The 20,903-nt window shown below is 36.6% G+C and carries 29 protein-coding genes; all 29 read right to left on the bottom strand.

All coding sequences use genetic code 11. From position 1 onward, the window contains the following. Nucleotides 1-2 precede the first annotated feature (2 nt). The 29 genes from JNO66_RS03910 to JNO66_RS03775 all read right to left on the bottom strand — a co-directional run bounded on the left by JNO66_RS03910 (nt 3) and on the right by JNO66_RS03775 (nt 20,819). Entirely contained in the window at nt 3-1,880 is a 1,878-nt protein-coding gene (locus JNO66_RS03910; RefSeq protein WP_203086885.1) for a glycosyl hydrolase family 28-related protein, read from the bottom strand. Further along, the gene (locus JNO66_RS03905; RefSeq protein WP_203086884.1) at nt 1,873-3,438 is read right to left on the bottom strand and encodes a phage tail spike protein; all 1,566 of its coding nucleotides are present in this window, start codon (nt 3,436-3,438) and stop codon (nt 1,873-1,875) included. Before JNO66_RS03905 ends, JNO66_RS03910 begins: the two co-directional genes overlap by 8 nt. Further along, nucleotides 3,438-4,148, bottom strand: coding sequence for a phage tail family protein (locus JNO66_RS03900; protein ID WP_203086883.1), 711 nt, complete (start codon nt 4,146-4,148; stop codon nt 3,438-3,440). Before JNO66_RS03900 ends, JNO66_RS03905 begins: the two co-directional genes overlap by 1 nt. After that, entirely contained in the window at nt 4,148-8,188 is a 4,041-nt protein-coding gene (locus JNO66_RS03895) for a peptidoglycan DD-metalloendopeptidase family protein (RefSeq protein ID WP_203086882.1), read from the bottom strand. Before JNO66_RS03895 ends, JNO66_RS03900 begins: the two co-directional genes overlap by 1 nt. 39 nt (nt 8,189-8,227) lie before the next feature. Beyond that, nucleotides 8,228-8,362: a phage tail assembly chaperone GT gene (gpGT, locus tag JNO66_RS20980; RefSeq protein WP_373367150.1), complete on the bottom strand. Its 135-nt coding sequence runs from the start codon at nt 8,360-8,362 to the stop codon at nt 8,228-8,230. A gap of 62 nt (nt 8,363-8,424) precedes the next feature. Then, a complete protein-coding gene (gpG, locus tag JNO66_RS03890) occupies nt 8,425-8,811 on the bottom strand; it encodes a phage tail assembly chaperone G (RefSeq protein ID WP_210340761.1) in 387 nt (128 codons plus the stop codon). Between the two features lie 77 nt (nt 8,812-8,888). Next, nucleotides 8,889-9,107 (bottom strand): hypothetical protein, encoded by a 219-nt coding sequence (locus tag JNO66_RS03885; protein ID WP_203086880.1) that lies wholly within the window; start codon nt 9,105-9,107, stop codon nt 8,889-8,891. A 1-nt stretch (nt 9,108) separates the two neighbouring features. Next, the gene (locus JNO66_RS03880) at nt 9,109-9,687 is read right to left on the bottom strand and encodes a major tail protein (protein ID WP_203086879.1); all 579 of its coding nucleotides are present in this window, start codon (nt 9,685-9,687) and stop codon (nt 9,109-9,111) included. Nucleotides 9,688-9,713: 26 nt separating this feature from the next. Then, nucleotides 9,714-10,070 (bottom strand): hypothetical protein, encoded by a 357-nt coding sequence (locus tag JNO66_RS03875; protein WP_203086878.1) that lies wholly within the window; start codon nt 10,068-10,070, stop codon nt 9,714-9,716. A 3-nt stretch (nt 10,071-10,073) separates the two neighbouring features. Further along, nucleotides 10,074-10,469: an HK97-gp10 family putative phage morphogenesis protein gene (locus tag JNO66_RS03870; RefSeq protein WP_203086877.1), complete on the bottom strand. Its 396-nt coding sequence runs from the start codon at nt 10,467-10,469 to the stop codon at nt 10,074-10,076. Nucleotide 10,470: 1 nt separating this feature from the next. Continuing rightward, a complete protein-coding gene (locus JNO66_RS03865; RefSeq protein WP_203086876.1) occupies nt 10,471-10,836 on the bottom strand; it encodes a phage head completion protein in 366 nt (121 codons plus the stop codon). Then, nucleotides 10,823-11,110 carry a phage gp6-like head-tail connector protein gene (locus tag JNO66_RS03860; RefSeq protein WP_210340760.1) on the bottom strand — a complete coding sequence of 96 codons (288 nt, stop codon included), beginning with the start codon at nt 11,108-11,110 and terminating at the stop codon, nt 10,823-10,825. Before JNO66_RS03860 ends, JNO66_RS03865 begins: the two co-directional genes overlap by 14 nt. Before the next feature lie 11 nt (nt 11,111-11,121). Further along, the gene (locus JNO66_RS03855) at nt 11,122-12,282 is read right to left on the bottom strand and encodes a phage major capsid protein (protein WP_203086874.1); all 1,161 of its coding nucleotides are present in this window, start codon (nt 12,280-12,282) and stop codon (nt 11,122-11,124) included. A 32-nt stretch (nt 12,283-12,314) separates the two neighbouring features. Then, entirely contained in the window at nt 12,315-13,073 is a 759-nt protein-coding gene (locus JNO66_RS03850) for a head maturation protease, ClpP-related (protein ID WP_203086873.1), read from the bottom strand. Next, a complete protein-coding gene (locus tag JNO66_RS03845) occupies nt 13,074-14,252 on the bottom strand; it encodes a phage portal protein (RefSeq protein WP_203087494.1) in 1,179 nt (392 codons plus the stop codon). Continuing rightward, entirely contained in the window at nt 14,236-15,903 is a 1,668-nt protein-coding gene (locus JNO66_RS03840; RefSeq protein ID WP_203086872.1) for a terminase TerL endonuclease subunit, read from the bottom strand. The genes JNO66_RS03845 and JNO66_RS03840 overlap by 17 nt, the downstream gene beginning before the upstream one ends. Then, nucleotides 15,900-16,220 carry a P27 family phage terminase small subunit gene (locus JNO66_RS03835; RefSeq protein WP_203086871.1) on the bottom strand — a complete coding sequence of 107 codons (321 nt, stop codon included), beginning with the start codon at nt 16,218-16,220 and terminating at the stop codon, nt 15,900-15,902. The genes JNO66_RS03840 and JNO66_RS03835 overlap by 4 nt, the downstream gene beginning before the upstream one ends. A 306-nt stretch (nt 16,221-16,526) precedes the next feature. Beyond that, complete coding sequence (locus JNO66_RS03830; RefSeq protein WP_203086870.1) at nt 16,527-16,841, bottom strand: hypothetical protein; 315 nt, start codon at nt 16,839-16,841, stop codon at nt 16,527-16,529. Between the two features lies 1 nt (nt 16,842). After that, nucleotides 16,843-17,241, bottom strand: a complete 399-nt coding sequence (locus JNO66_RS03825) for an HNH endonuclease (RefSeq protein WP_203086869.1) — start codon at nt 17,239-17,241, stop codon at nt 16,843-16,845. Beyond that, nucleotides 17,225-17,428 (bottom strand): hypothetical protein, encoded by a 204-nt coding sequence (locus tag JNO66_RS03820; RefSeq protein ID WP_203086868.1) that lies wholly within the window; start codon nt 17,426-17,428, stop codon nt 17,225-17,227. Before JNO66_RS03820 ends, JNO66_RS03825 begins: the two co-directional genes overlap by 17 nt. Then, complete coding sequence (locus JNO66_RS03815; protein ID WP_203086867.1) at nt 17,429-17,593, bottom strand: hypothetical protein; 165 nt, start codon at nt 17,591-17,593, stop codon at nt 17,429-17,431. 284 nt (nt 17,594-17,877) lie between these two features. Then, nucleotides 17,878-18,048, bottom strand: coding sequence for a hypothetical protein (locus tag JNO66_RS03810; RefSeq protein ID WP_210340759.1), 171 nt, complete (start codon nt 18,046-18,048; stop codon nt 17,878-17,880). Between the two features lie 149 nt (nt 18,049-18,197). Next, complete coding sequence (locus JNO66_RS03805) at nt 18,198-18,485, bottom strand: hypothetical protein (RefSeq protein ID WP_203086865.1); 288 nt, start codon at nt 18,483-18,485, stop codon at nt 18,198-18,200. A gap of 4 nt (nt 18,486-18,489) precedes the next feature. Continuing rightward, the gene (locus JNO66_RS03800) at nt 18,490-18,726 is read right to left on the bottom strand and encodes a hypothetical protein (RefSeq protein WP_203086864.1); all 237 of its coding nucleotides are present in this window, start codon (nt 18,724-18,726) and stop codon (nt 18,490-18,492) included. Further along, nucleotides 18,716-18,892, bottom strand: a complete 177-nt coding sequence (locus JNO66_RS03795; protein WP_203086863.1) for a hypothetical protein — start codon at nt 18,890-18,892, stop codon at nt 18,716-18,718. The genes JNO66_RS03800 and JNO66_RS03795 overlap by 11 nt, the downstream gene beginning before the upstream one ends. Further along, the gene (locus JNO66_RS03790; RefSeq protein WP_203086862.1) at nt 18,880-19,254 is read right to left on the bottom strand and encodes a hypothetical protein; all 375 of its coding nucleotides are present in this window, start codon (nt 19,252-19,254) and stop codon (nt 18,880-18,882) included. Before JNO66_RS03790 ends, JNO66_RS03795 begins: the two co-directional genes overlap by 13 nt. Continuing rightward, nucleotides 19,247-19,675, bottom strand: coding sequence for a hypothetical protein (locus tag JNO66_RS03785; protein WP_203086861.1), 429 nt, complete (start codon nt 19,673-19,675; stop codon nt 19,247-19,249). The genes JNO66_RS03790 and JNO66_RS03785 overlap by 8 nt, the downstream gene beginning before the upstream one ends. 60 nt (nt 19,676-19,735) lie before the next feature. Then, a complete protein-coding gene (locus JNO66_RS03780) occupies nt 19,736-20,065 on the bottom strand; it encodes a hypothetical protein (protein ID WP_203086860.1) in 330 nt (109 codons plus the stop codon). Between the two features lie 130 nt (nt 20,066-20,195). After that, entirely contained in the window at nt 20,196-20,819 is a 624-nt protein-coding gene (locus tag JNO66_RS03775; protein ID WP_203086859.1) for an HNH endonuclease, read from the bottom strand. Nucleotides 20,820-20,903 lie beyond the last annotated feature (84 nt).

The following is a 20,903-nucleotide window of genomic DNA, read 5'->3' as shown; positions in this document are numbered from 1 at the left end:
CCTCACCATAATTCTGATCTGATTTTTAATGTCAACTTACCTTTTGTTGTCGCCTTATTCTTTTCAATGTACAAGGAGCGCACACGCATATCTGTGGCACCCAATGGAGTAGGAAAGTGTAACCTTTCCCAGTTTTGATTTTGCGTAGGTAAGTCTAGATTCTCAAAAACTGTAGATCCTGATTCATTTCTAACCTTTAACTCTACATCGTTATCCCACGTTGAATTAGTCGAAGAAATCCATAATCCTGTGATAGCACGTCCTTCATAGAGTCTCCCGATATACCTTCCTACATCTACTCTACCAACAGGAATATCTGAATGATTTAATTCAACTTCAATGTAATCTTTTCCCTTCAACTCAACAGTGCCTAAGATTGATACAGGTAATTCTTTCCCAAGAATATCGAGTTCAATTAAACCGTCTGCTTTAATTCTTGTACAGTTTTCTGTTCGAATTGACCTTCCGCAATCTCTCGTGATCATTTCTGATAAGTAGCCATTGTGACAATCAGTTAACCAATAGTGAGATCCACTAGCTGCGCCACCATCTAACCTTGAATTTCTGATATTAAAATCAGTAACTCGAACCAGCCTATTTCTGATTGTTCTTACTCCTATATCTACAACAGTTTTATCTACTGTCTGACTTACGTCTATAAGATCTAATCCTTGAACATCATGAATACGAATAATAGCTAGTCCTTCACCTAAAGTTGCTCCTTTAATGGTTACGTTTTGGAATGAAATATCGTTATCTTTTCTACCTGAAATTGGCTCGAAGTCAATTAAGCTATAACAATTCTCTACGACTACATTTGACACTTTGACATTCTTTCTTACAACGTTTGGATCTTTAGCAAATGCTCTTTTAGCGTTCTTAATAACAAGGTCATTCATAAAGATATTTTTCCCACCATCTCTATGTAGATGAATACAACGATCCACGAGGTTTGTAGTTTCAAAAATCCCTTTTGATAAGAAGATCCCGTCATTCTCAGTGTAGTCATGATATGGCTCAATTGCTTTTGTTCCATCCCATGTAAAGTTGTTAAAGCGCCCATTTGTTTGACCGTCAATTTGATAAGGGGCAGTACCGCTATAGCCGGTAATATATATATCAGAAGCTATAACATTCTTGCTTCCTGCAATATCAAAAAAGTGGTGATAAGCATTTAAACCATAAATCTTATTAAAATAGACGTTTCTTGCATGGACTAAAGTAATACCGTTTGTCATTGGGGTATCAATGGTTATATTAGTTAAAGAGAAATCATGTGCACCATTATATGCAGCTTCTGTTGAAATTCCCTTATTTGCGATTAAAGCATAGCCCCTAATACCATCTGGTCTCCATCCACTTAAAATAGTCGATACGCCATGTCCTTCTAAATCAACATTCGCTGGCATAAATACTGTTTTATCTAGTATGTATCTACCCGGAGGTAAAACAACCTTACCTCCCCCTTTTTGTTCAACATAATCTAACAATTCTTGTAGAGCATCTGAATCAAAACTTACCCCATCACCTTTAACACCGAATTGGATCATTAGCAGACCACCAATCCAAATTGTTTTGGACAGTTGGTTGTCTATATCATCTACTCTTATTCCTGCGGTATCGTAACTTTTACCTGTAATTCGACTAGTACGCATTGCAACTGTTTCTGCGTTAGATGGATTCTCAAGCGACATGTTGGCTATTTGATCATCAAATTGCTTAGTGACAATGTCCTGCCTGCGTTGAGTATTAAAACTTAATTGTGTAGTAGCCTCTGTTTCCTTATTAACTGCATCTAAACCATCGTGTAGACTTTTACGAACGTCTTTACCTTTTTTGGCGGTTATAATTCTATATAAAATGTCTTTAATATTAGCCATTTACTCCTCCTTCTAGCCTTGCTAATCTTGTCAATACATTGTCTAAGTCAACTACTTGAGTAGCTGTTATTTTGTTTAATTTACTTTTATCAGACGCACTAAAAAGCCCGTCCACCGTTTCGGTAGCAGGTTCATAATTTTGTAGTCCATCTAGCTTAGTTTTATCGATAAAACTAAACAGTCCGTCTTTAAGCTGTGTAGCTGGTTCGTAAACAGGTAATTCAGTTATAGTGTCTTCTAAATCTCTGAGAGCTAAATTTAGATTTAATACTGCTTGCTCAATACCCGGAATGTCACTGTTATCAATAACAACTTTAATTTCTCCAACTGCCCTGTTTACAGCTTCAAAATCATTTTTTAAAACACCAATTGAACGTGATTGGCGACCAACAGTATTTTGTATCTCACCTATGTTTCGTAATGACTTATTCGCTTCATTCTGATACTGCGAAGCCTTCTTGAATAAGTCTCCAACAACTAAGCTATTGTTGGCAGGATTATTAATATCAATATTTTTCTCAACGACCCTAAGAGTTTCATTAATGGCCATTACAGGGTTAATAACTGGATAGCTATTACCTAAGTCAAAGCTATCTGTATCTAAACCGATTAAACTTAAATCCAATGCGTTAATTTCGTGCTTTACTTTAACACGGTTATTTTCGTTTAAAAATTGTCTTCCTCTTGTGAGTAAGTTTGAGGGGATGGTTATGTCATCCCATGTCTGACTCTTAGCAATTAACCCAAATATTTTTTGTGCTTCAAGATCGTCTATGTAGTCTTTCCCAGCGTTAACAGATTCAATAGTTATCCTAGCTTGACTTGCGTCAACTGCTCCTTCTTCCTCTGACTCGATAGATGCACCAAGCGGAATTAAACGAGTAATAATTTCAGATGGATCTGCTTCTTTAGTTATACTTTTAAGGTTATGTTGCAATTCAATTTTAGTTTTAGAAACTTGACCACCTTTTACAAGATAATCGAGGTATCTAACACCATTCTCTTTACGAACCCATAGCTCTCCACCTAAGCGATTAACAAGCTTATCATTTATTGAATCGAGCGTACTCTCATAACCTAAGTACCTATATACATTATCTGTATTGTTAACAACGTCTACTTTACCTAATACAAACTTTTTATCAATCTTGCTTTCTGTTACCTCTCTGTTGTGTCTATCAACGATTGCTTGTAGAAACTGTCTAATAGTTATATTCCTATATTCCCCATGCCTCTGTGCGCTGTGGTTTAAATACACTAGCTCACTAGCACATAGAAATGACTTACCGAACTTACCTGAGTCGTCCATTGCTTCAGTGGGCATAAGTACTACACCATCAAACTCAATTTTCTCAGTCTTAGTATTTTCAACAACAACTAAAGTTTCTAGCGGTTTAATCAAGTTGTAACCGGGGTTGTTAGGGAGAATATCAAAAGTGAAACTATAGGACAGTCCAATTGTTTGTTTGATATCCCCACGTATCAACTTTAAGTCATTAAACTCATGATGATGTATAGTTGTTGCTTTACCATTGTTAATCAAATCAACTTTGTACACTAAATCAACTCCTTATGGAAGTTGAAGGAGGCTGTACCGTTACCGATAATTCTTAATTGATTAGTACCTGTTTTTAAAGTAAAATCTCTAGAAGTTGTTTTGCCTGCATTAAATGAGTAAGTTACACCATCTTTAATGATTTGCATATTAGACGATAAATCTATTTCAGGAGTTGTTTTTCTACTCCCTACATTCTCTAATTCAATATTCAATAAACCATTTACTGTAAATGATGTGTCTTGTGCATAATCCAAATCAAACATAAATTCATCCCAGTCGTCATTACCTTCAGGCAACGTACCAATTTTATATGGATATGCCGTGAAAGTAACTGTCAATGTACCCATAACAAATCTATATTCGTTGTCTGACCCTTCCTGTACTTCAGCTAAATAATAAAAACCTGATAGCATATCATCGTACAAGGGTATCTTTTGATTAGGCATAGTTAGCCATTTTTGTATTTCAGTCTCGACTAAATAAAAATACTCTTTAGCCTGTTTCCCAGCAATATTGAACTTATAAACCAATGTACGCTCTGTCCATTGCTGCTCTCCATATAGAGAAGAGAAGTCGTACCTCATATTAGAATAAGGCACGTCTTCCATAATTTTGACCTTGGAGGGATTACCTAAGTCTCTACTCTCAATAGTCAACCCAAGGTCTTTAAAGCTATGTAAACCATTAAACTCAATTCCAGTGAAAGACATTAATAAGCAATCCCCATTCCATCAAGTATTTGTCTTTTTCCGCTTTCTTCATCAACTGACCTTCCTACTTTCTCTTTGTTTAAGAAGACATCAATTGTTTTTGCAAGTAAAGCTGTGAATCCATCTTCTAGTTTCTTGTTGTTATCTTTAAGTAATTCATTTTGTTCCAATGTAGCAGCTAATAATTTCTCTAGTTGACTATTATTGCTTTGACTTGAATTATTACTGCTAGGATTAGGTAATTGATTAGGTCTCTTTGCTCCACTTTGAATTTGCTTACCAGCAATAGCTAATAACTTCTGAGCATCGGTACGTCTTGCTGGATCTGTTGGAATAACAAACTCAGGATATCCACCATCTGCTAATTCATAGAAACCACGCTTATTAACCAATCCACCAGTAGCCAAACCTCTTGGGTTAATAGCAATACCGTTTCTACGCACTTCGTAGTGAACGTGAGGCCCCGTACTGTCACCTGTTGACCCAGTTAAACCGATACGTTGACCTGCTTTAACTGTTTGACCAGCTTTGACTAAGTTACGCTGGTTGTGTGCATATCTGCGTTCATAAGCTCCTGATTGAATCTTGATGAGATTTCCATAACCATTACCCCAACCACTATAAGAAACTTTTCCGGCAGCTTGAGCGAAAAATGGTGTTCCCATCGGTGCTGCCCAGTCGTCACCGTTATGCGGTTGAACTCGTCCAGTAATTGGATGCCTACGTGCAGGATTGAAGCGTGAAGATAAATAGAAAGGAGAACCCCAACCTTTACCTTTTTGTCCTGCGCCACCTTCTCCACCTTCAAAGAAACCATTCACCTTATTGATAACGAAATCTTTAAGGCTTGATTTAGCTTTGTTGTAAGCACCTACACCAAGTTCCTTAAGAGAACCGCCCATTGATGGTGCTTTTACTCCCAACATGTCTAGAGCTTTATTGAACAACTTACCGGGGTTAGAAATATAATCCCAAACGTCTAAAGCAGAATCTTTTATCTTACTTCCTACGTTTTTAGTTGCTCCCCAAGCTGATTTACCAAAATTCTTGATAGTACCCCAAGCATAATGAGGTGTATCCATCATTTCTCTAGTCTCAGTTGCAGACCATACATGAGTACCTTTTGGAAGATCGACAAGAGTGTCATTAGCAGGTGATAAGTAACGTCTGCCATTAGGTGTTTCGATTAGTTCTTGTCCAGCATTACTACCTTTACCGTCTCCTACAACAGCAAGACCGCCTTTGTGACCGTCCGTACCATGAGCATATTGGGGAACTGCCCATTCTTTAATAGTCGTACTTACACCGACTTTTTCAAGTACCCAATTCACACCGCCAATAACGCCATTTACACCTTTACCAAGTTGCTCAGTCATTTTATTTGCGACTGCTTTTAACCCGTCTCCTACTTTTCCAGCAGTAGATTTTAAGCCGTCACTCATTTTCTGTGGCATTTCCTTAACAGTATCTACCATATCTGTTACATAGCCCGATACATTATTTTTCACATCTGTGAATATTCCAGTTACCTTATCTTTCATTTCTGTGAATTTTGTTCGGATATTTGAAACTGCGTCACGTACAGGGTTGATAATGTTCGATTTGACTTTATCAAACATGTTTTTGGCCGTATCTCTGATTGTGGTAAGGATATTCCTCACTGTGTCTCGCATAGTTGAAAATCTTCCACGTACAAAGTCAACAATGCTTCGTACAACAGGCATAATGATACCATTCCATATCCAATTCCAAGATGATGAGAAGAAATTACTTATTCCAGTTGTGATATTAGATAGGGTTGTCTGCATTGAAGTAAAGCGATTTTTCACAAAATCAACGACCCATTTTACGACCGTAGAAAATGTATTTTTGATTCCAGTCCACATTGAAGAAATGAAACCGGCAAAACTTTTAATGAAAACTTTAACTCCGCCCAATAATTTACCAAAGAATGTCAATTGCACAAAGTTCCATACAAATTGAACTGCACCGGAAAACAGCGTTTTTACTCCTTCCCACATCTTACTGAAATTACCAGTAAATAAACCTGAGAAAACTTGTGCTAATCCCATAATGATTTTTAGTCCACCATCTATTACGCCCTGTATGTTGCCCCAAATTGATTTAGCGATAGAAAGCACTAATGAAAATGCTCCCGAAAAGATAGTTTTCATGTATGGAAAAGCCCACTTAAAAGCAGAAACTAAACCGTCAATAATTGGGGTCACGACTGCAGAAATTCCATTAAAAATATTTTGAAACGCTTGAAGTAAACCTGAGCCTTCTGCATCCCAAAATTTCTTAACATCAGCAATCTTATCCTGTACAAAGCCCATTGCTACGCCTATTGCGTCCATGACTTTAGTTTTTACTGTTTCAAATCCACTTTTTACGGAATCAACAAATGAGAGTAGTTTGGGGTTAGTTGTGAGGAATTCTTTGACCTTGTTGTAGGCATTGACAAAGGCATCTTTCACTTTATCAACAATGTTGCGGAAGGTGTCGGATTTGTTATAAGCAATGACAAATCCAGTGGTTAATGCGGTGATTGCGGCAACTGTTAAACCAATTGGCCCCGTTAGTGCGGCAAAACCAATTCTTAGTATATTTAGTAGACCGCCATGTGTAGCAATAAATGAGAATACGGGAGATATTGCGGTGAAAAGTAAACCGAAGCTTGTTGCCATCTTACCAAAGACCATTAATACTGGCCCCGCTGCAAGTGTTAGACCTGCTAATGTTCCTACTAACTTTTTCTTTTCAGTATCAAGATTTTTAAACCATGTTACACCAGTCTTTACTTTATCGACTACATTAGCGAACGCTTCTCCGAATTTTTCACCCATTGTTTGAGCATATCCAGCTAAACCATCAAGGTTTTCTGTCATTTCACCAATGAGAGGTTTCATAGTGCTGAAGAATCCTCCACCTTCGCCACCAGCGTCTAAGAAACTTGCTCCTAAACGACCAACAGAAGCCCACATATTAGCGATACCAGCCGTGAATGATTTCTCACCCATAACTTTAGCTGCTCCACCAATATTATTTTCAACGGCTTTTAAGAATAAGTCAGTTGATATTTCACCTGCTGAAGCCATTTCACTAACCTTTTCAGCAGTAACTCCGGCCTCTTTTGCTAACCATTGATAGATTGGTAATCCTCGATCAGATAACATTTGAAGCTCACCTGTATAGGCTTTACCTGACGTTTGAACTTTGTTGAAGATACTTCCCATCTCAGATAAACTAGACCCAGCAATTGCCGCAGCGTCACCAGTTGTAGAAAGATACTTAGTTAAATCTTCTCCCTCTTTCACGCCAGCAGCTACAGCATTGGCAGCAGTGGTTGCGGCTTCATCTAATCCAAATGATGTACCACGAACAGCATCTAAAGCTGAACCCATAATATTCTCAACGTTTTCTGCTGAGTGTCCTAATGCCTCAAGTTTAGCTTTTGCTGTATCAATGCCAACTAATCTATTCCAACCTTTAGCAACTGCAATTCCACCAAGGGCTGCGGCTGCGGCTGTTGCTGGTAGGGTTATAGCTGATGTTAATTGTTTACCGACACTTCCCATGGTACTTCCAAAGCTAACTAGACCTTTACCTGCAGAACTAAAAGCATTGCCCATTTTTGTCCAATTAGAATTAGCTATTGCTTGTTGCTTCTGAAAAGTCTGAAATTCTTTCGTAACACCTTCGGTATAACTCTTTAGGTTATTTAAGGAAGCTGCTTGTTTATTGAAGTCGGCAGCAGCGTTCATGGCTTTCTTTGAACCTTCGCCATGAGTCTTAACCATGTCTTTGTACTTGGCTTCAGATTCTTGGACAACTTTTGTTTGATACTCAATTTTCTTATTGAGACCAGTTAATTGAGTCTCGTACTTTGCCACAGACTTTTCTGACCGATCAAACGTAGACATGTTAGCAGCCATCTCTCTATCCATGCCTTTAACAGCACTTTTAAGACCAGTCAAACCACGTTGAACTTTTACTGTATTTAAATCAAGGTCTATACTGAGACCTTTAATACGCTCCATTTATTTCCTCCTTTCCATAAAAAATAGACGGTGAATAATTCACCGTCCGATTGCTAATGTAAATGTAGATATTAGAGAGGTTTCTCGCTTAGGTGCATGTTTCTTTTCTATCAATTTAAGAACGAATTTATAAGGCATATTCAGTATTTCATTTATATCTTTGCCGTTCTCCATAAGCTGAGAGATAACTTCTTCTAAATATTCTTTTTGTTTGGCAGCAGAAAAGTCTTCGTCTGTTAACCCTTCTTCGCCAAAAACTTTTTTGTCATTTGAGTATTCTCTTCAGACTGATCTCCTTGAGTAACAAAACGTAAGTTTTCTTGCAGTGTCATTAAAGCTTCAGGGGCATGTAATCCAGCAATTAATTCCTTCTTAGTAAACTTGTCTCCATAAAGTTTTACAGTGAAATCTGCTAACATTTCAAACATACCTCGTTGTGTGAGTGGATCTTCTACTTTGTCGATCTTACCCTCTTCAAATTTAACTTGTTCTTCAATTCTTTCAGTAATATCGTAGGCTTCGTAAGTAACCTCAGTTGAAACGAAGATTGGCGTTGCATAAGTAACCGTTTCTAGTCCGTCTCCATTTACACCAGTAACCAATTCAATCGTGCGTCTTTTCATGTTCTTTGCCATTAATAAATCATTCTCCCTTTTATGTAAGTTTTATTGTTTTCGATAGTAAAAAGAGTAGGGAATCCCTACTCCAAAATGTCATTCAAGTCTAATTGTTCAACGTCTTCTTCTTCTACTAGTTTGATCAAAGGCGAACCCAATTTATTTTTAAAAGTAGATAATTGCTCAATTCTACTCTCACTAATTTTCTTGTTGGCTGGCTTAGGGTATCTGTCACCTTTGCGATAAACCTTTTTCTTATCTTTTAAATCTGTGAAGTCTTCAAGTACTATGTATTTTGCCATACTAAGCTCCTGCAGGCGTGTCTTCTAAGTCTGCTCCAAACACTTCAGCGAATAATGCTTCTTTGTTCGTAGTTTCCCCTTTTTTGTCGTAAGCGGTAGCAAGAGTTTCGTTATCTAATTCACGCTCCATGAAAGAGAAAGAGATTTCTTCAGAGCTGAATTCACCGCCCCCACCTTCTTTTGTGCTTCCTTCTATATTCCCACGACTTGCAATACCTTTGTATAAACCTACCCATTCTTTATCGCCATTCTCGTATGTCTTAGCAAAAATAACAGATACATAAGGTGCAACATCATCTGAGCTATAAACAGTAATTCCATCACGAGTTTTCACACCAAATAGATTTACCTTATGCTCATCATCAATCGAGTGAAAAGTTGAAGTAACTGTGATATCTCCAATTGCTTGTCCTACTTCAGCAGTACGGTTGTCTCCGTAAGCTTTAAATACTTCTACTGCTTGTTCTACAGTAATATCTTGCAAGAAAGGTACACGATAAACTTTTCCAGTTGGAATTCCAGCCTCTCCGTGTTTTCGGTAGTAAAACTCTGTAACTCCTGTGCTTGAACCTTTACCCATTTATAAATCACTCCATATTTTAATTTTTATTTGTAAAACGTTCCTTCGTATCTTCTTGCTTGTCTAAATATCGCTGTGTCTTTGTCGTACTCATCAATACCGCCTCTTTGTCCGAAGCCAAGATCCCACATCACGTCACTAATCCTGTCCGCTATATCATCTACAGGCTCTAAAGCCCATACTTCAATTTGGTACAGATAATTGCGTGTGAGAGTCCTGTTATCAGCAAATGTTCCGGGAATCGGCACGTCTAATGGATCAACGACAATATAAAAACCCTCCATAGCATCAGTTGGAGGGTACTCATAAAACTTAATTTCGTTTTTAACTTTGTCAGCTATAAAAGGGTCTGCTTTCAAAGCATCATAAATTTTCATTTTCATTAGCTATCTTCCTAACTCTTGTGCGATAACTTTTATGTAGGCTTTAGCCCCTGCTCTTTCTGCTCTAGCCACTGCTCCCTTACCTCTAGGATTAGGGTTTTTAACAGTACCCCACTCATTCAAGTGAATAATACGATAACGACCCTTGTCTCCTCTCCAATGTATCCTAACTGTTCGCTTCCCACCGTAATCCATAGGTTTAGAGATAGTTATTTCAAGCTTGGATGCTCCTGTGTCTTGCCAAGACGTAAACTCACGTTCTAGCTCTTTCTTAAATACTTCGGCACCCTTAATCAATGCAGCATCAATCTTTTTCTGGATGGCTACTTTTCCATAGCGCCTCTCTAACTCTGCAATCAATTCTTTTTGACCAGTTACTCTTACATTGCTTTTAGCCATACTATTTACTTACCTGTGCAATAATCGAAATGAATTGTTTGTTTTGGAGGTCAGGTTGAACCTGTTTAATGTTGTACTTTTTCCCTTTGTATTCAGGGGAATCAATGGAGATTAAATGGAGGTTTGAGGGGATAAAGCTAGATTGTGGGTCTCGAATGCTGATTGTGATATCTGATAAAGTACCATTTGCTTTAGCTGTCTCTAGATCACGCAACCATACTTGGTCAACCTTAGCCCATGTGCTATACACCTTAGTTTCAGTACTATCCGGCATAGGCCCCGGATTAGGTTTGCTTCCCCAAAACTCGATAGGTGTACGTAATTCGCCACTATGGAGACGTGGAGGTTTATACTCAAACTTCCTCATCTTTAATCACCTCATCAGGTAGATTAGAAAGAGCAAATCCATTAATTAAAGTTAAGAAGTTCGGCTCAAAATACTCTAACGCATCGTTATACATGTACCTTGCTCGACCAAAAACTAAATCTTTACCTATCCCTTCTTCATCAAGGCTGAAATCACCACACAAATCTTTAATCCTTAAATAACTAGAGAATAAGAGCCTTTTTAGACTATTATCCTCTGAGCCATGTGTAATTTTCATGTAGGATTTAAATTGCTCCAAGACTTCATCAGTCACGGATTGCATGATTAAGCACCTTCAGGTTGAGTAGTTTCTTGGTCAGAACCATCTAAGTCAAGGTCGTAAACTTGTACAGCATAATTGTCCACTGGCTTACCAGTTGCATACTGTCTAGCAATATACAAAGTAGCATCTTCCATAGCAAGTGTTTGATCGTATTTATTAATAGACATCACTCCACCTGTTGCACCGATGTATCGATCTTTAACCGCAAATGCTACTTTACCTTTTGGTACAAACGCAGACGTAGTAGTAGTCGGGTTGAAAGGCAAGCTTTGTACATACTGACCAGCACTGTTTTGAATTGTAGAATTTGCTTGAATGCCGAAGCTATCAAATGGGTTTACAATCATCAATACTTTACCTGATACATTATGTACTTTATCTTTACCGTCTTTGCCCGGACGAGTAGATAGCTTCTCAACTACGCCTTTAAGCTCGTTAATAGTTGTGCGACCCGGTTTAAAAGTAAGTGTTCCAGCAGATTCCTTATCTGCATATTCACCTTGGACTACTGGTGCGTCTAAATCTTTTAGTAAGCCGATTGGTTCATTCTTACCATTACCAGCCACAATACCACGTTCAAGACCTACAGCCATTGCTTCTTTAATCATTGCTGTTACATAACGTTCGATCCATTCAGGCCCCAAGTTAAGCATATCGTTAGAGATTGGGATGAAAGCAGTCAATTTAAGCTGTTCGATTTTCTCTTTGCGGAACGTTGCATTTAACTGACCTTGAATATCCCCGAATAGTTCTCCCCATACTGCCATACCTTCAGGATCACCATAAATAAATTCTGTTACCGCACCGAGGTTTTGCAACCCTAACTGAGACAGTAATGGATGCTCTTGTACTAGATCTTCGAAGATACGCTCTTGAGTAGTTACTGGAAGAGTAGTCTTAGACTTGAACCCACCTTCTTCAATTGCAGCATTGAAAAATTCACGTTCCTCAGAAGTTAGGATATTATGTCCACGTCCCTGTAATACTGCTCGGTCAGCCATTTGTGCATTAAATGCGTTATTGGCTTCTTTAGTAGCTTGAGCCGACATTGCCTCTACCATTTCTGTCATTGCTTTTGCTTGTAGTGCTTGATCATCACCAGCATATGCTTCTGCAAATGCTACTTTCTTTTCCTCAAGATTTGAAAATGTAATTTTTGGCATAGTTTAAATTTCTCCTTTAATGTTTGTTTTGTTTACCAATTTAAAAAAAGATTAGCCATTTTGTGAGCCGGTTTCTCTTCCTGCTCAGGCTTAATCTCTTTATTGTCGATAGTTTTATTTGTGTTATATTTCGCTAACAATTTATCTTTAGAGTTTTCAAATACACCTTCACCCTCATCAGATTCATTATCCTCCAGTTCAGGTACTTCAATTTCTTCGCTTATAATATCAGCTAAACCAAATGCAACAGCTTCCTCTGCAGTTAGGTATGTTTCTTCATCTAATAACTGTTCAAGCTCACCCTCTTCACCAACAAAACGATTCTTATAAGATGCAGCTAATGCGGAATCAATCTTACGTAAGTCCTTGGCCGTCTTTTCAAAATTAGCAGCATTTCCCCATTCAATTGTCGATGCTCGGTGAATCATCATGATACTATTTGCAGGCATACGGATTTCATCACCTGCCATAGCGATAACACTAGCTGCACTTGCTGCCATTCCGTCAATGTGAACGATAACCTTTGCCTTATGATTCTTAAGAAGATTCATCACAGTTACTCCTTCAAAGGCAGAACCTCCGGGAGAACTGATATGCACATGAATTGTTTCAGCGTCAGTATTCTCTAGCTTACGTCTTACATCGTCACCATTATTCTCATTAAAATAGCTTCCAATGGGGCCATAAATATATAATTTTGCTTCTTTTTCTTTTTCGGCAGATACCTCAAAACGGATATCTGTTTTCTTACTCATCATGCTCAAGATTTGCTTTTTAAGCTCGTTTGACATTTACTCACCTCCCTTCGTAGAATCTGAATTACTATTAACAGTTTCATAATTCTTGGTGATTCTGTGCTTTTTCATTTCAGGATCTCCACTTTCTTCATAGCCTAATTCCACTCTTATCTCGTCTGGGTTGAAAGCACTTGAAGCAATTAACTTATCGATACTTGTAGCCAAATCAAAGATAGTACTATAAGAAACATTTCTGATTTCGACTCTGTGTCCATTTTTAAGAAAATCATCTTGCTCAATCATCTTGTAGTTAATTTCATCAGCGATTTTACGAGTGATAGGCTTAATACAATAAACCATATAATTCCTTGTGATTTTTTCAACATCTACTATATCGCCTCTGAGCAAACCCATAGGTATTCCTAAAGCATTAGCTAGGTGAGTATAATACCCATTAGTCACTTTGTTGATCTCGTCTACGCTTATATTAGTTCCTGTTGATTGTTGCTCTTCTACATAGTTATATCCCTTATGTTGAGGTGCAATAGCAAAGACATTTTTTCTAAAGGTGCTATAAAGCTTGTTAATATGGTTAGATACTTTTTTACGCTTTTCTTCAGGAGTACCCTCTAGGCTCTCAATATTTACAACTGCTCTAATCTGATTTTTGAATTTTTGGAAATCAAGCATCCTACCAAATAAATCTCCATAATCAGCAAAAAGCTCCTCCATGAGAGCGGCAAGTTTAGCATTTGAATTTTTGATATATAGGACTTCATTGTTTTCAAAGTTTCTTTTAAATTCAAAATCCTTAACTACAACATCAGAGAAAATATAATCAAAAACTGCAAACTCCTTTTTTGTAAATGTGTCAGCAATAAGCATTTCTTTGTTATCGCCAAAAACAATCAAACACTCATTTTCATGTACCAGTTTCCTAGCTACTCTTTGCCAAAATAAAGCTGCTGATTCATTGCGATTAGGTCTAACATTGAAGCGATAGTACATTTCATTTTTTAAAAGCTTGTCATTTTTATGTACTTCAAAATTTGCTTGACTTATTGTACGACCAATTAAACCAATACAAGTTTCAATGGCTAATCTTTTTAAATATGCTTTTTGAGAGGGACTTGCGTATAGGTCAGGATCGTCAATAATATCCTCAATTTCACTATCTTTTTTTATCCAATCAAATAACCCCAATTTTTCACCTCCTTTACCAATCCATATCATCAAACCAATCACTGCTCACACCGGCTAAATCATCAGCTCTCCATAAGGCATGAATAAAGCAATGGAAGCTATCGGTTTTTCTTCTAAATGGATCTTTCTTTTCATAGACCCTGTTTCCGTCTGATTTTGTTCTGACTTTTACGTTACGAGTACACCAACGTAACAATGGGTTGTCTCCCCATACAAAGTTCTTGTGTGCGAATCCAATTGAAAGCCTTGTGTCTAATAGACTTCCAGCAGAACTAGATCTTCTAATCACCTCTACTTCAAAACCAACATCCTCTAACGGTCTTTTTATACTCTCAAGTCTAAAGTTATCTCCAACAATCTTTTTAATGGAGTATTCCTTTGACTTTTCAGTAAACCAATCAACAATGTGTTGAGGATTGATACTAGGCTCGTCTATAACTGTCAATAATCCTTGCTCTTCCCATTCTTTAATTGGTGCAAATTTCTCCTTGTTTACATCATTGGATTTTCTGGAATATCCGTAATATTTATCAGCAGTCTCTTTACGAATAAAAGCGTGAGTTATGAAGTAATAAGTTTCAGCATCACGGAATAACATGCCCACGCTGGCCATGTCGCGTATGGAGGCGAAATCTATCGCACCTATAGCTTCCCTTCCTTTTAAGTTAGGAAGCTCTCGATTCGTGGCCATAATTTCTTCTTCGTTGGCTACAGATACCTCTAAATCAACGACAGGAAGATTCATACGCTTAGTTAGGAATTCTTGTCTGTTACTTGGATCGTCCTCTAAATCTTCGTATTCTTCATAGATTGTGTCGTAGAGTCCTTGAGCATATTCACTTAAAGGCAGCGAGAGCATAGGATTAGCAAGCTCCCAATTTTCAGGTTCGTCCATTTCAGTCTCTTCATTCAATTTGCACATAAACGGAAAAATGGCATTGGCTCTAGCTTTTCCTTTTAATACTTTCATAGCTTTGTCTTTAAGTGAGTCTAGGAATCCTTCACGCACATAACCATCTGTTCCAATATAGAATTCTCTTGGATTCGGTTTTTTACCAAGACCTGAGATATGCACTCTTACATCTTTATTAGTTTCATAGCGGTGAACCTCATCAAATCCGACCATTCCGTCTCTAAGGCCGTCTTTTGTGTCGCCATTCGAAGTTCTATATTTAATATAAGAATTAGTTTTCTTGGATATAGTTTGTGTGAGGGTTGTCTTAAAAGCATTTTGGAGGACTTCATTATTTTTTATCGTATTATGAACTTCGTCGGGAGAGGTTTTAGCTTGTTCTTCACTGTTCGCAATGATTGATACATGGTAATTGGGTATACCATGTAATTCTGAGATTAAGAAATGAATTAGCACTGATAGTAAGCCGTTCTTACCTCCACCCCTACCTAGCATCCAAAGGAATTTACGATAGAAGTTGCGATTATTGTTTTTATAATGTAGGAATACAAAGGCTATGAGGAATTTTTGAAAAGGCTGTAGAGGAAAGTACCATTTCTCACCGAATTTGATACAGTTTTCAATCATTTCATCATTGAAATATAAATCATCTCGACTTAATACATCACGTTCGAGGTATTCAATTAGCATTATACGTTCCTTATTAAACTTAACCTTGCCTGTTCTATAGAGATTGATGTATTCATCTACGTATTTTTGTTTAATCACACTAGATCACTCTCTTTATAAGTAGAGGTATTAGCGTTATTAGCTGTTGGTTGGGGTTTAAATTGGAAGGCTTTCTCAAGAGCAATCAGGGAGGCGTTAACTTTTGAGCGCTCAGTAATTAGAGGGTGTGCTTTAGTGAAAGATTGTGAAGCATTTATAGTGGTTACTGTTTCACCTTCATCAGATATGGTTTTCGATATTTTGCGGAAGGATTGTACGAGGTCTATATAGCGTTCAACTTTATCGACTTCTGTTAAATTATCTGTATCAATTAGATTCATTAAGTGTTTTTTTAACTTTGGAATACTTACTGCCACGGCCACACCTCCTAACGTGAGTGATTTTTCGCAAAAAAGTTGACAGTACACCCCCTGCACCGGTTCCCCTCTATAGAGAAACACCAAAACTTTTGACGGGGGGTATGTTTCCTACAAATTTAATGTTTGAGCAATTTTGCATTTTCTACAAATTAAACAATTTGCAATATATCCGTGTTGCTACATTTGTTGCTTTATCTACGACTGGACACGTTACCTTCTTTATTATTTCCCATGTGTACGCCACTATAATTGTAATATCATTAATTAATGTTCTACCTAATCGTGTGATATATTTTATTATTATCAGCCTCCGAAAGCTTTAATAAGAGATAGGCTACTAGTATCTCTCATCACTCTTAACATCTGATATTCAAGTAACTTCTCTTTCCTATATCTATCCATATTAAGTTCATCTGATTCGCTTGAATCTAGTAGACCTACCAACTCTTCCACTACAATGTATTCATCTCCTAAATGATTCTTCGTAGCATTTGATATCTCTTCTAACTGTGCTTTTATTTCACGCATCTTAAACTCTATATCACTTGCGTACTCTCGTGCCTTTTGATCGGCTACCCTTCCTAATGTTCCCTTGTAATAACTCTTCTCATTACCCATATCAATCCCACCTCTCATCGTCCCATACTTTCTTCTTGGTCTTAGGTTTATTCTCTCGCTCTTCTTTAATCTTCCTAAGCTTATCCATTGTTCGATCATGAATTATGTTGTGACAGTCTAAACATAATGTCTCCGTGTTATCCAACTCTAAAGCTAATTCAGGATGTGTATATATTTCTTTTAAATGGTGAACGTTTAACTCAATACTTTTACGTTCTCCTTCTATCTTCTTACTATCAACATGAACAAGACCATTTCGTTTACACTCTTGGCACTCGTAGTTATCTCTCTCCAAGGCCAACTGTCTTACGCCTTTCCTACTCTTGTTTCCTCTCCACGCTGAACTCTTATAGAATTTTTGTTTCTGTTGTCTTGTTTTATACTCAGGCTTCTTGCTCATCTTTACTCTCATCTTTTAATAAGAATGAAAAACCAAAGTACAGGAACATAGCAAATGTTATGTACCAACAGCCTATTATTCCATAAACACTTAACTCTCCATCAATTGCAATTGATGTGAGTACTGTAAGACCAATGCTAATTAAAGGGAAGATTAAGCTGATTAATATCTTAAATATTTCTTTCAATTACATCACTCCAAAATATTGAAGGATCTTATAACCAGCAAAACCCAATCCACCAAGCACACCTATTCCTAGCAAACAGTTAAAGATAATAACTCCAACTACTACACCTGTTGTACGTTTAAAGGTCTTGTCAAAATCCTTTTCAAACTTATCGAAATCGTTCATTAGCATTCCTCCTATTAATATGCAAATAAAAAGACCACTCGCAATTACTCACGAATGATCTTTACTTAAACATTTTATTTATTCCTCTGTTAACTGGTCTTCTTATTGCTCTCTTAGCCAACCGCTTATGATAAGTTCCATTACTTACACTCTTTGCGTCACCTATAATCTGCAACATTTTAAACAATGCTCTCAACATACTTACCAGCTCCTCTCTATAGTTATATTTTACTACAGATAGAACAATAAGTACATAGAGTTAATATTTATATTTAATGTTTATTTTATCCTTCATCAAGTTCGCTAACGTATTCTTTCCTTAAGTTGTCACATAGCAACTCAACGTCTGCAGATCCATACTTATTATTCTCTGCTTCAAATTTACCTGTTGCTAATCTCCATGCATCTTCTTCATTCTTCGCCACAACAATTACACTGATTGGTGCGTTAGCCATGTAGCCTGAGTAAGCTCTATAAAGTTTCAAACTCCCACTTCCTTACTATGTATATCCAATACATTCCAGTTAACGATTGGTTCCGACCCTTGGTACATCAACGATGTAAATTAGTACCATTTGTCTTTTTCATGCATAATCGCTGTATATTATTTTCTCTTTCTTAATGCTTTTCTAACATTAACTATCAGTTTCATCGCAATTAGAAATGGATAGAAGAATACAACGAAAATACCAAAGATCAACGAAAAGATAATTGCAAATCCTGTTTGAACTAATGCCTCTTGAGATAGGTCATTTACTTTGCTATCAAAGATCATAATCTTTTCATCCCGAGTTAGTGATTCATTATCATTGATTATTCTATGAAATGTTTTATTTGCATCAAACGCAGCTACAATCATTCCGATAATTAAATACCCTAGAACATAGACCAATCATTCACCACTTTCCTTTTTTAAGATACTGGTTTAATTGTTCCTTTTGTTTACCTTGTTTCTTTTTCCGCTCTATAATCTCGGCCATGTTATTTGGCTTATGTAAGGTTTCATCATGATGAGCTTTATCAAAAACTTTCTTTACATTAAACCAAGCTTCTTTTGCTTGATTCGCATATACTTCAAATGCTTTTCTTATTTGATCAAAAGCCTCATCAAAAGATTTATTATTATCGTCCATATATAAATCTCTCTGTTCGGTCAATACCAATTGCTCGTTCAAGCTGTTTAATTTCTTCTTTTAAATCTCTAATCTTTTCGTTTTTATCGAATATAAACTCAACTAATTGACATACGCCTTTTTCTATATTTTTATATTCCTTTAATGTCAAAGTTACTTGTGGCATTTTAACAACTCCTCATGACATCTTTGGCTTAGATTCTTATGTGTAGTGTTTTCGCTTAAAGGGTTTGCAGAATTAGATGTATAAGTACCCCTAACAGCTTCAAGAGCTGAAGCAATCATTGATTTAGCATCCTTTTTAGGAAGTCTTCGGTGACGATACAAATTCTCTATGTAATTACTAATATGGTCTTTATTACTCTTTTCGGTTAATCTACTAACTAAAACTACATTCTTAGGTGTGTCCTGACACATCAAACGTTCTTGATTTAATTGGTAAGATAACTGTCTAAAGAATCGTGTTATATTTTTATGATTTGGCTGTCTATGTTCGTCGTAGGATACGTTAATAGTAATTTTAGACATAAATATCCTCCACAAGATTAAATTCCGTTTCGCCATTTAGCACTTTAATAATTTTCTTTGTTAAATCACTATCAACGTACCCATTGCCGTAAATATTCTTTAAATAGCCTACAAGCTTATCCTTTTCAGATCTATCTAAGGTGTTTGCATAACCTAATAGAATTTTTTGATATCCGTCGATTTCGTCAATATAATTATTTGCAAACATAGTCAATGTATCTATATCCTGCTCGTAATCTATAAGTTTACTTTCCAGCTTATTTACCATTGATCCAACTTTATTACTAAGTAAAATGTAAGCTCCTACAGCCTTAATAAATTCATTAAATAACTTCTTTGCCTTTTCCTCATCTTCATCACTCATTGCGAAACAGTTTTCTTTTAACTCTTCAATTAATGCACTCAACGTTTCCTTATTCATCCATCCACTCTCCTAATAGTTTTATAAAACAAAAAAGCACCCAATATGGGTGCTTTCAACTCAAGCTTCTTCTTTTCTAGTTTTATTTAATATTCGTTGATCTAAGTCTAAACCCTTATTACTTTGCAAGTTATCATCTACAATTTCCCCGTAAAGTTTATGCTTAATAAGTGATATATTTTCGATTATCTCAGCGAAACCAGACATAAGAATAAAGGACACTATCCCTGATAGCAAAGTAGGGAAAAAAATTTCAGGATAAAATTCCATATAATATCTATTATCTACTCCCCAAACAAATGCAAAAACAACACTTGCACCTAATGTGAGTACTGCTATGTAGAAAACCGCTCTCGCCCAATTATTAGTGTACTTATCAAATGTAACCATAAAACCACTCCTTTTTACTCAATTATACAGCAAAAAGGAGTGGTTTAGTATATTTTTAATTATAAAAGCGACTAAAGATACAGAACTTTATACAGGTATAATTATGTAATATAAGGCGATTTATTATCGCTTAAAGTGTTTGCTCTCCATCTATTTCTATTCCATCTATATCTCGGTTGAATGCAATAACTACATTTTGAATTGTTCTGAAGTCACATCCAAGCTCTTGTCCCATATTCTTATAAAAGTCCATCTTGCCAGCTTCCCACTCTAAGAACGCATCTACAATGTCGTACTTATCCTCTTGTGATAACCTTTTAGCTACTTTTCGTGCTTTAATTCTTCGCTTATTCTCAGCGCTAGTGACTAGTTCAAGATTGCTAATACAGTTATTCTTTACATCTCCGTCTAAGTGGTCAATTTCCATTGGCTCTGTATAAAGAAAATAGCGTTCTTTTTCATTTCTCCAAAGTTTTTTCTCAATACCTAATCTACTAGAGAGAATTGCTTCATGTTCATAAATTTTAACTTTTTTCCCCTCATTGTCTTTAAGGCTCACCAGAATATAACCCTTTCCTCCAACTCCGACACTACCTAGCCCCAACCATTTTTCAGAAGCTAGGCTATATACTTTACCTAATCTTGTGCAAGCAAGGTATGATTTTGCATCGATTCCTGGTATAGGAGTTATTTCTCCTTTCTCTTTAAGCAATTTAAATAATTCCGTTGTGAAGATTTTGTTAGCCTTTGTCAATAAACATCATCCTTTTAATTTTTAGCGCACTAACCTTTTCGATTAATACACTTTGGTCGAATTCATCATTAATAGCGATTTTAT

This window comes from Alkalicoccobacillus gibsonii (assembly GCF_016798245.1).
Lineage (GTDB): Bacteria > Bacillota > Bacilli > Bacillales > Bacillaceae_D > Alkalicoccobacillus > Alkalicoccobacillus gibsonii.
This window is presented reverse-complemented; position numbering and strand designations above follow the sequence as displayed.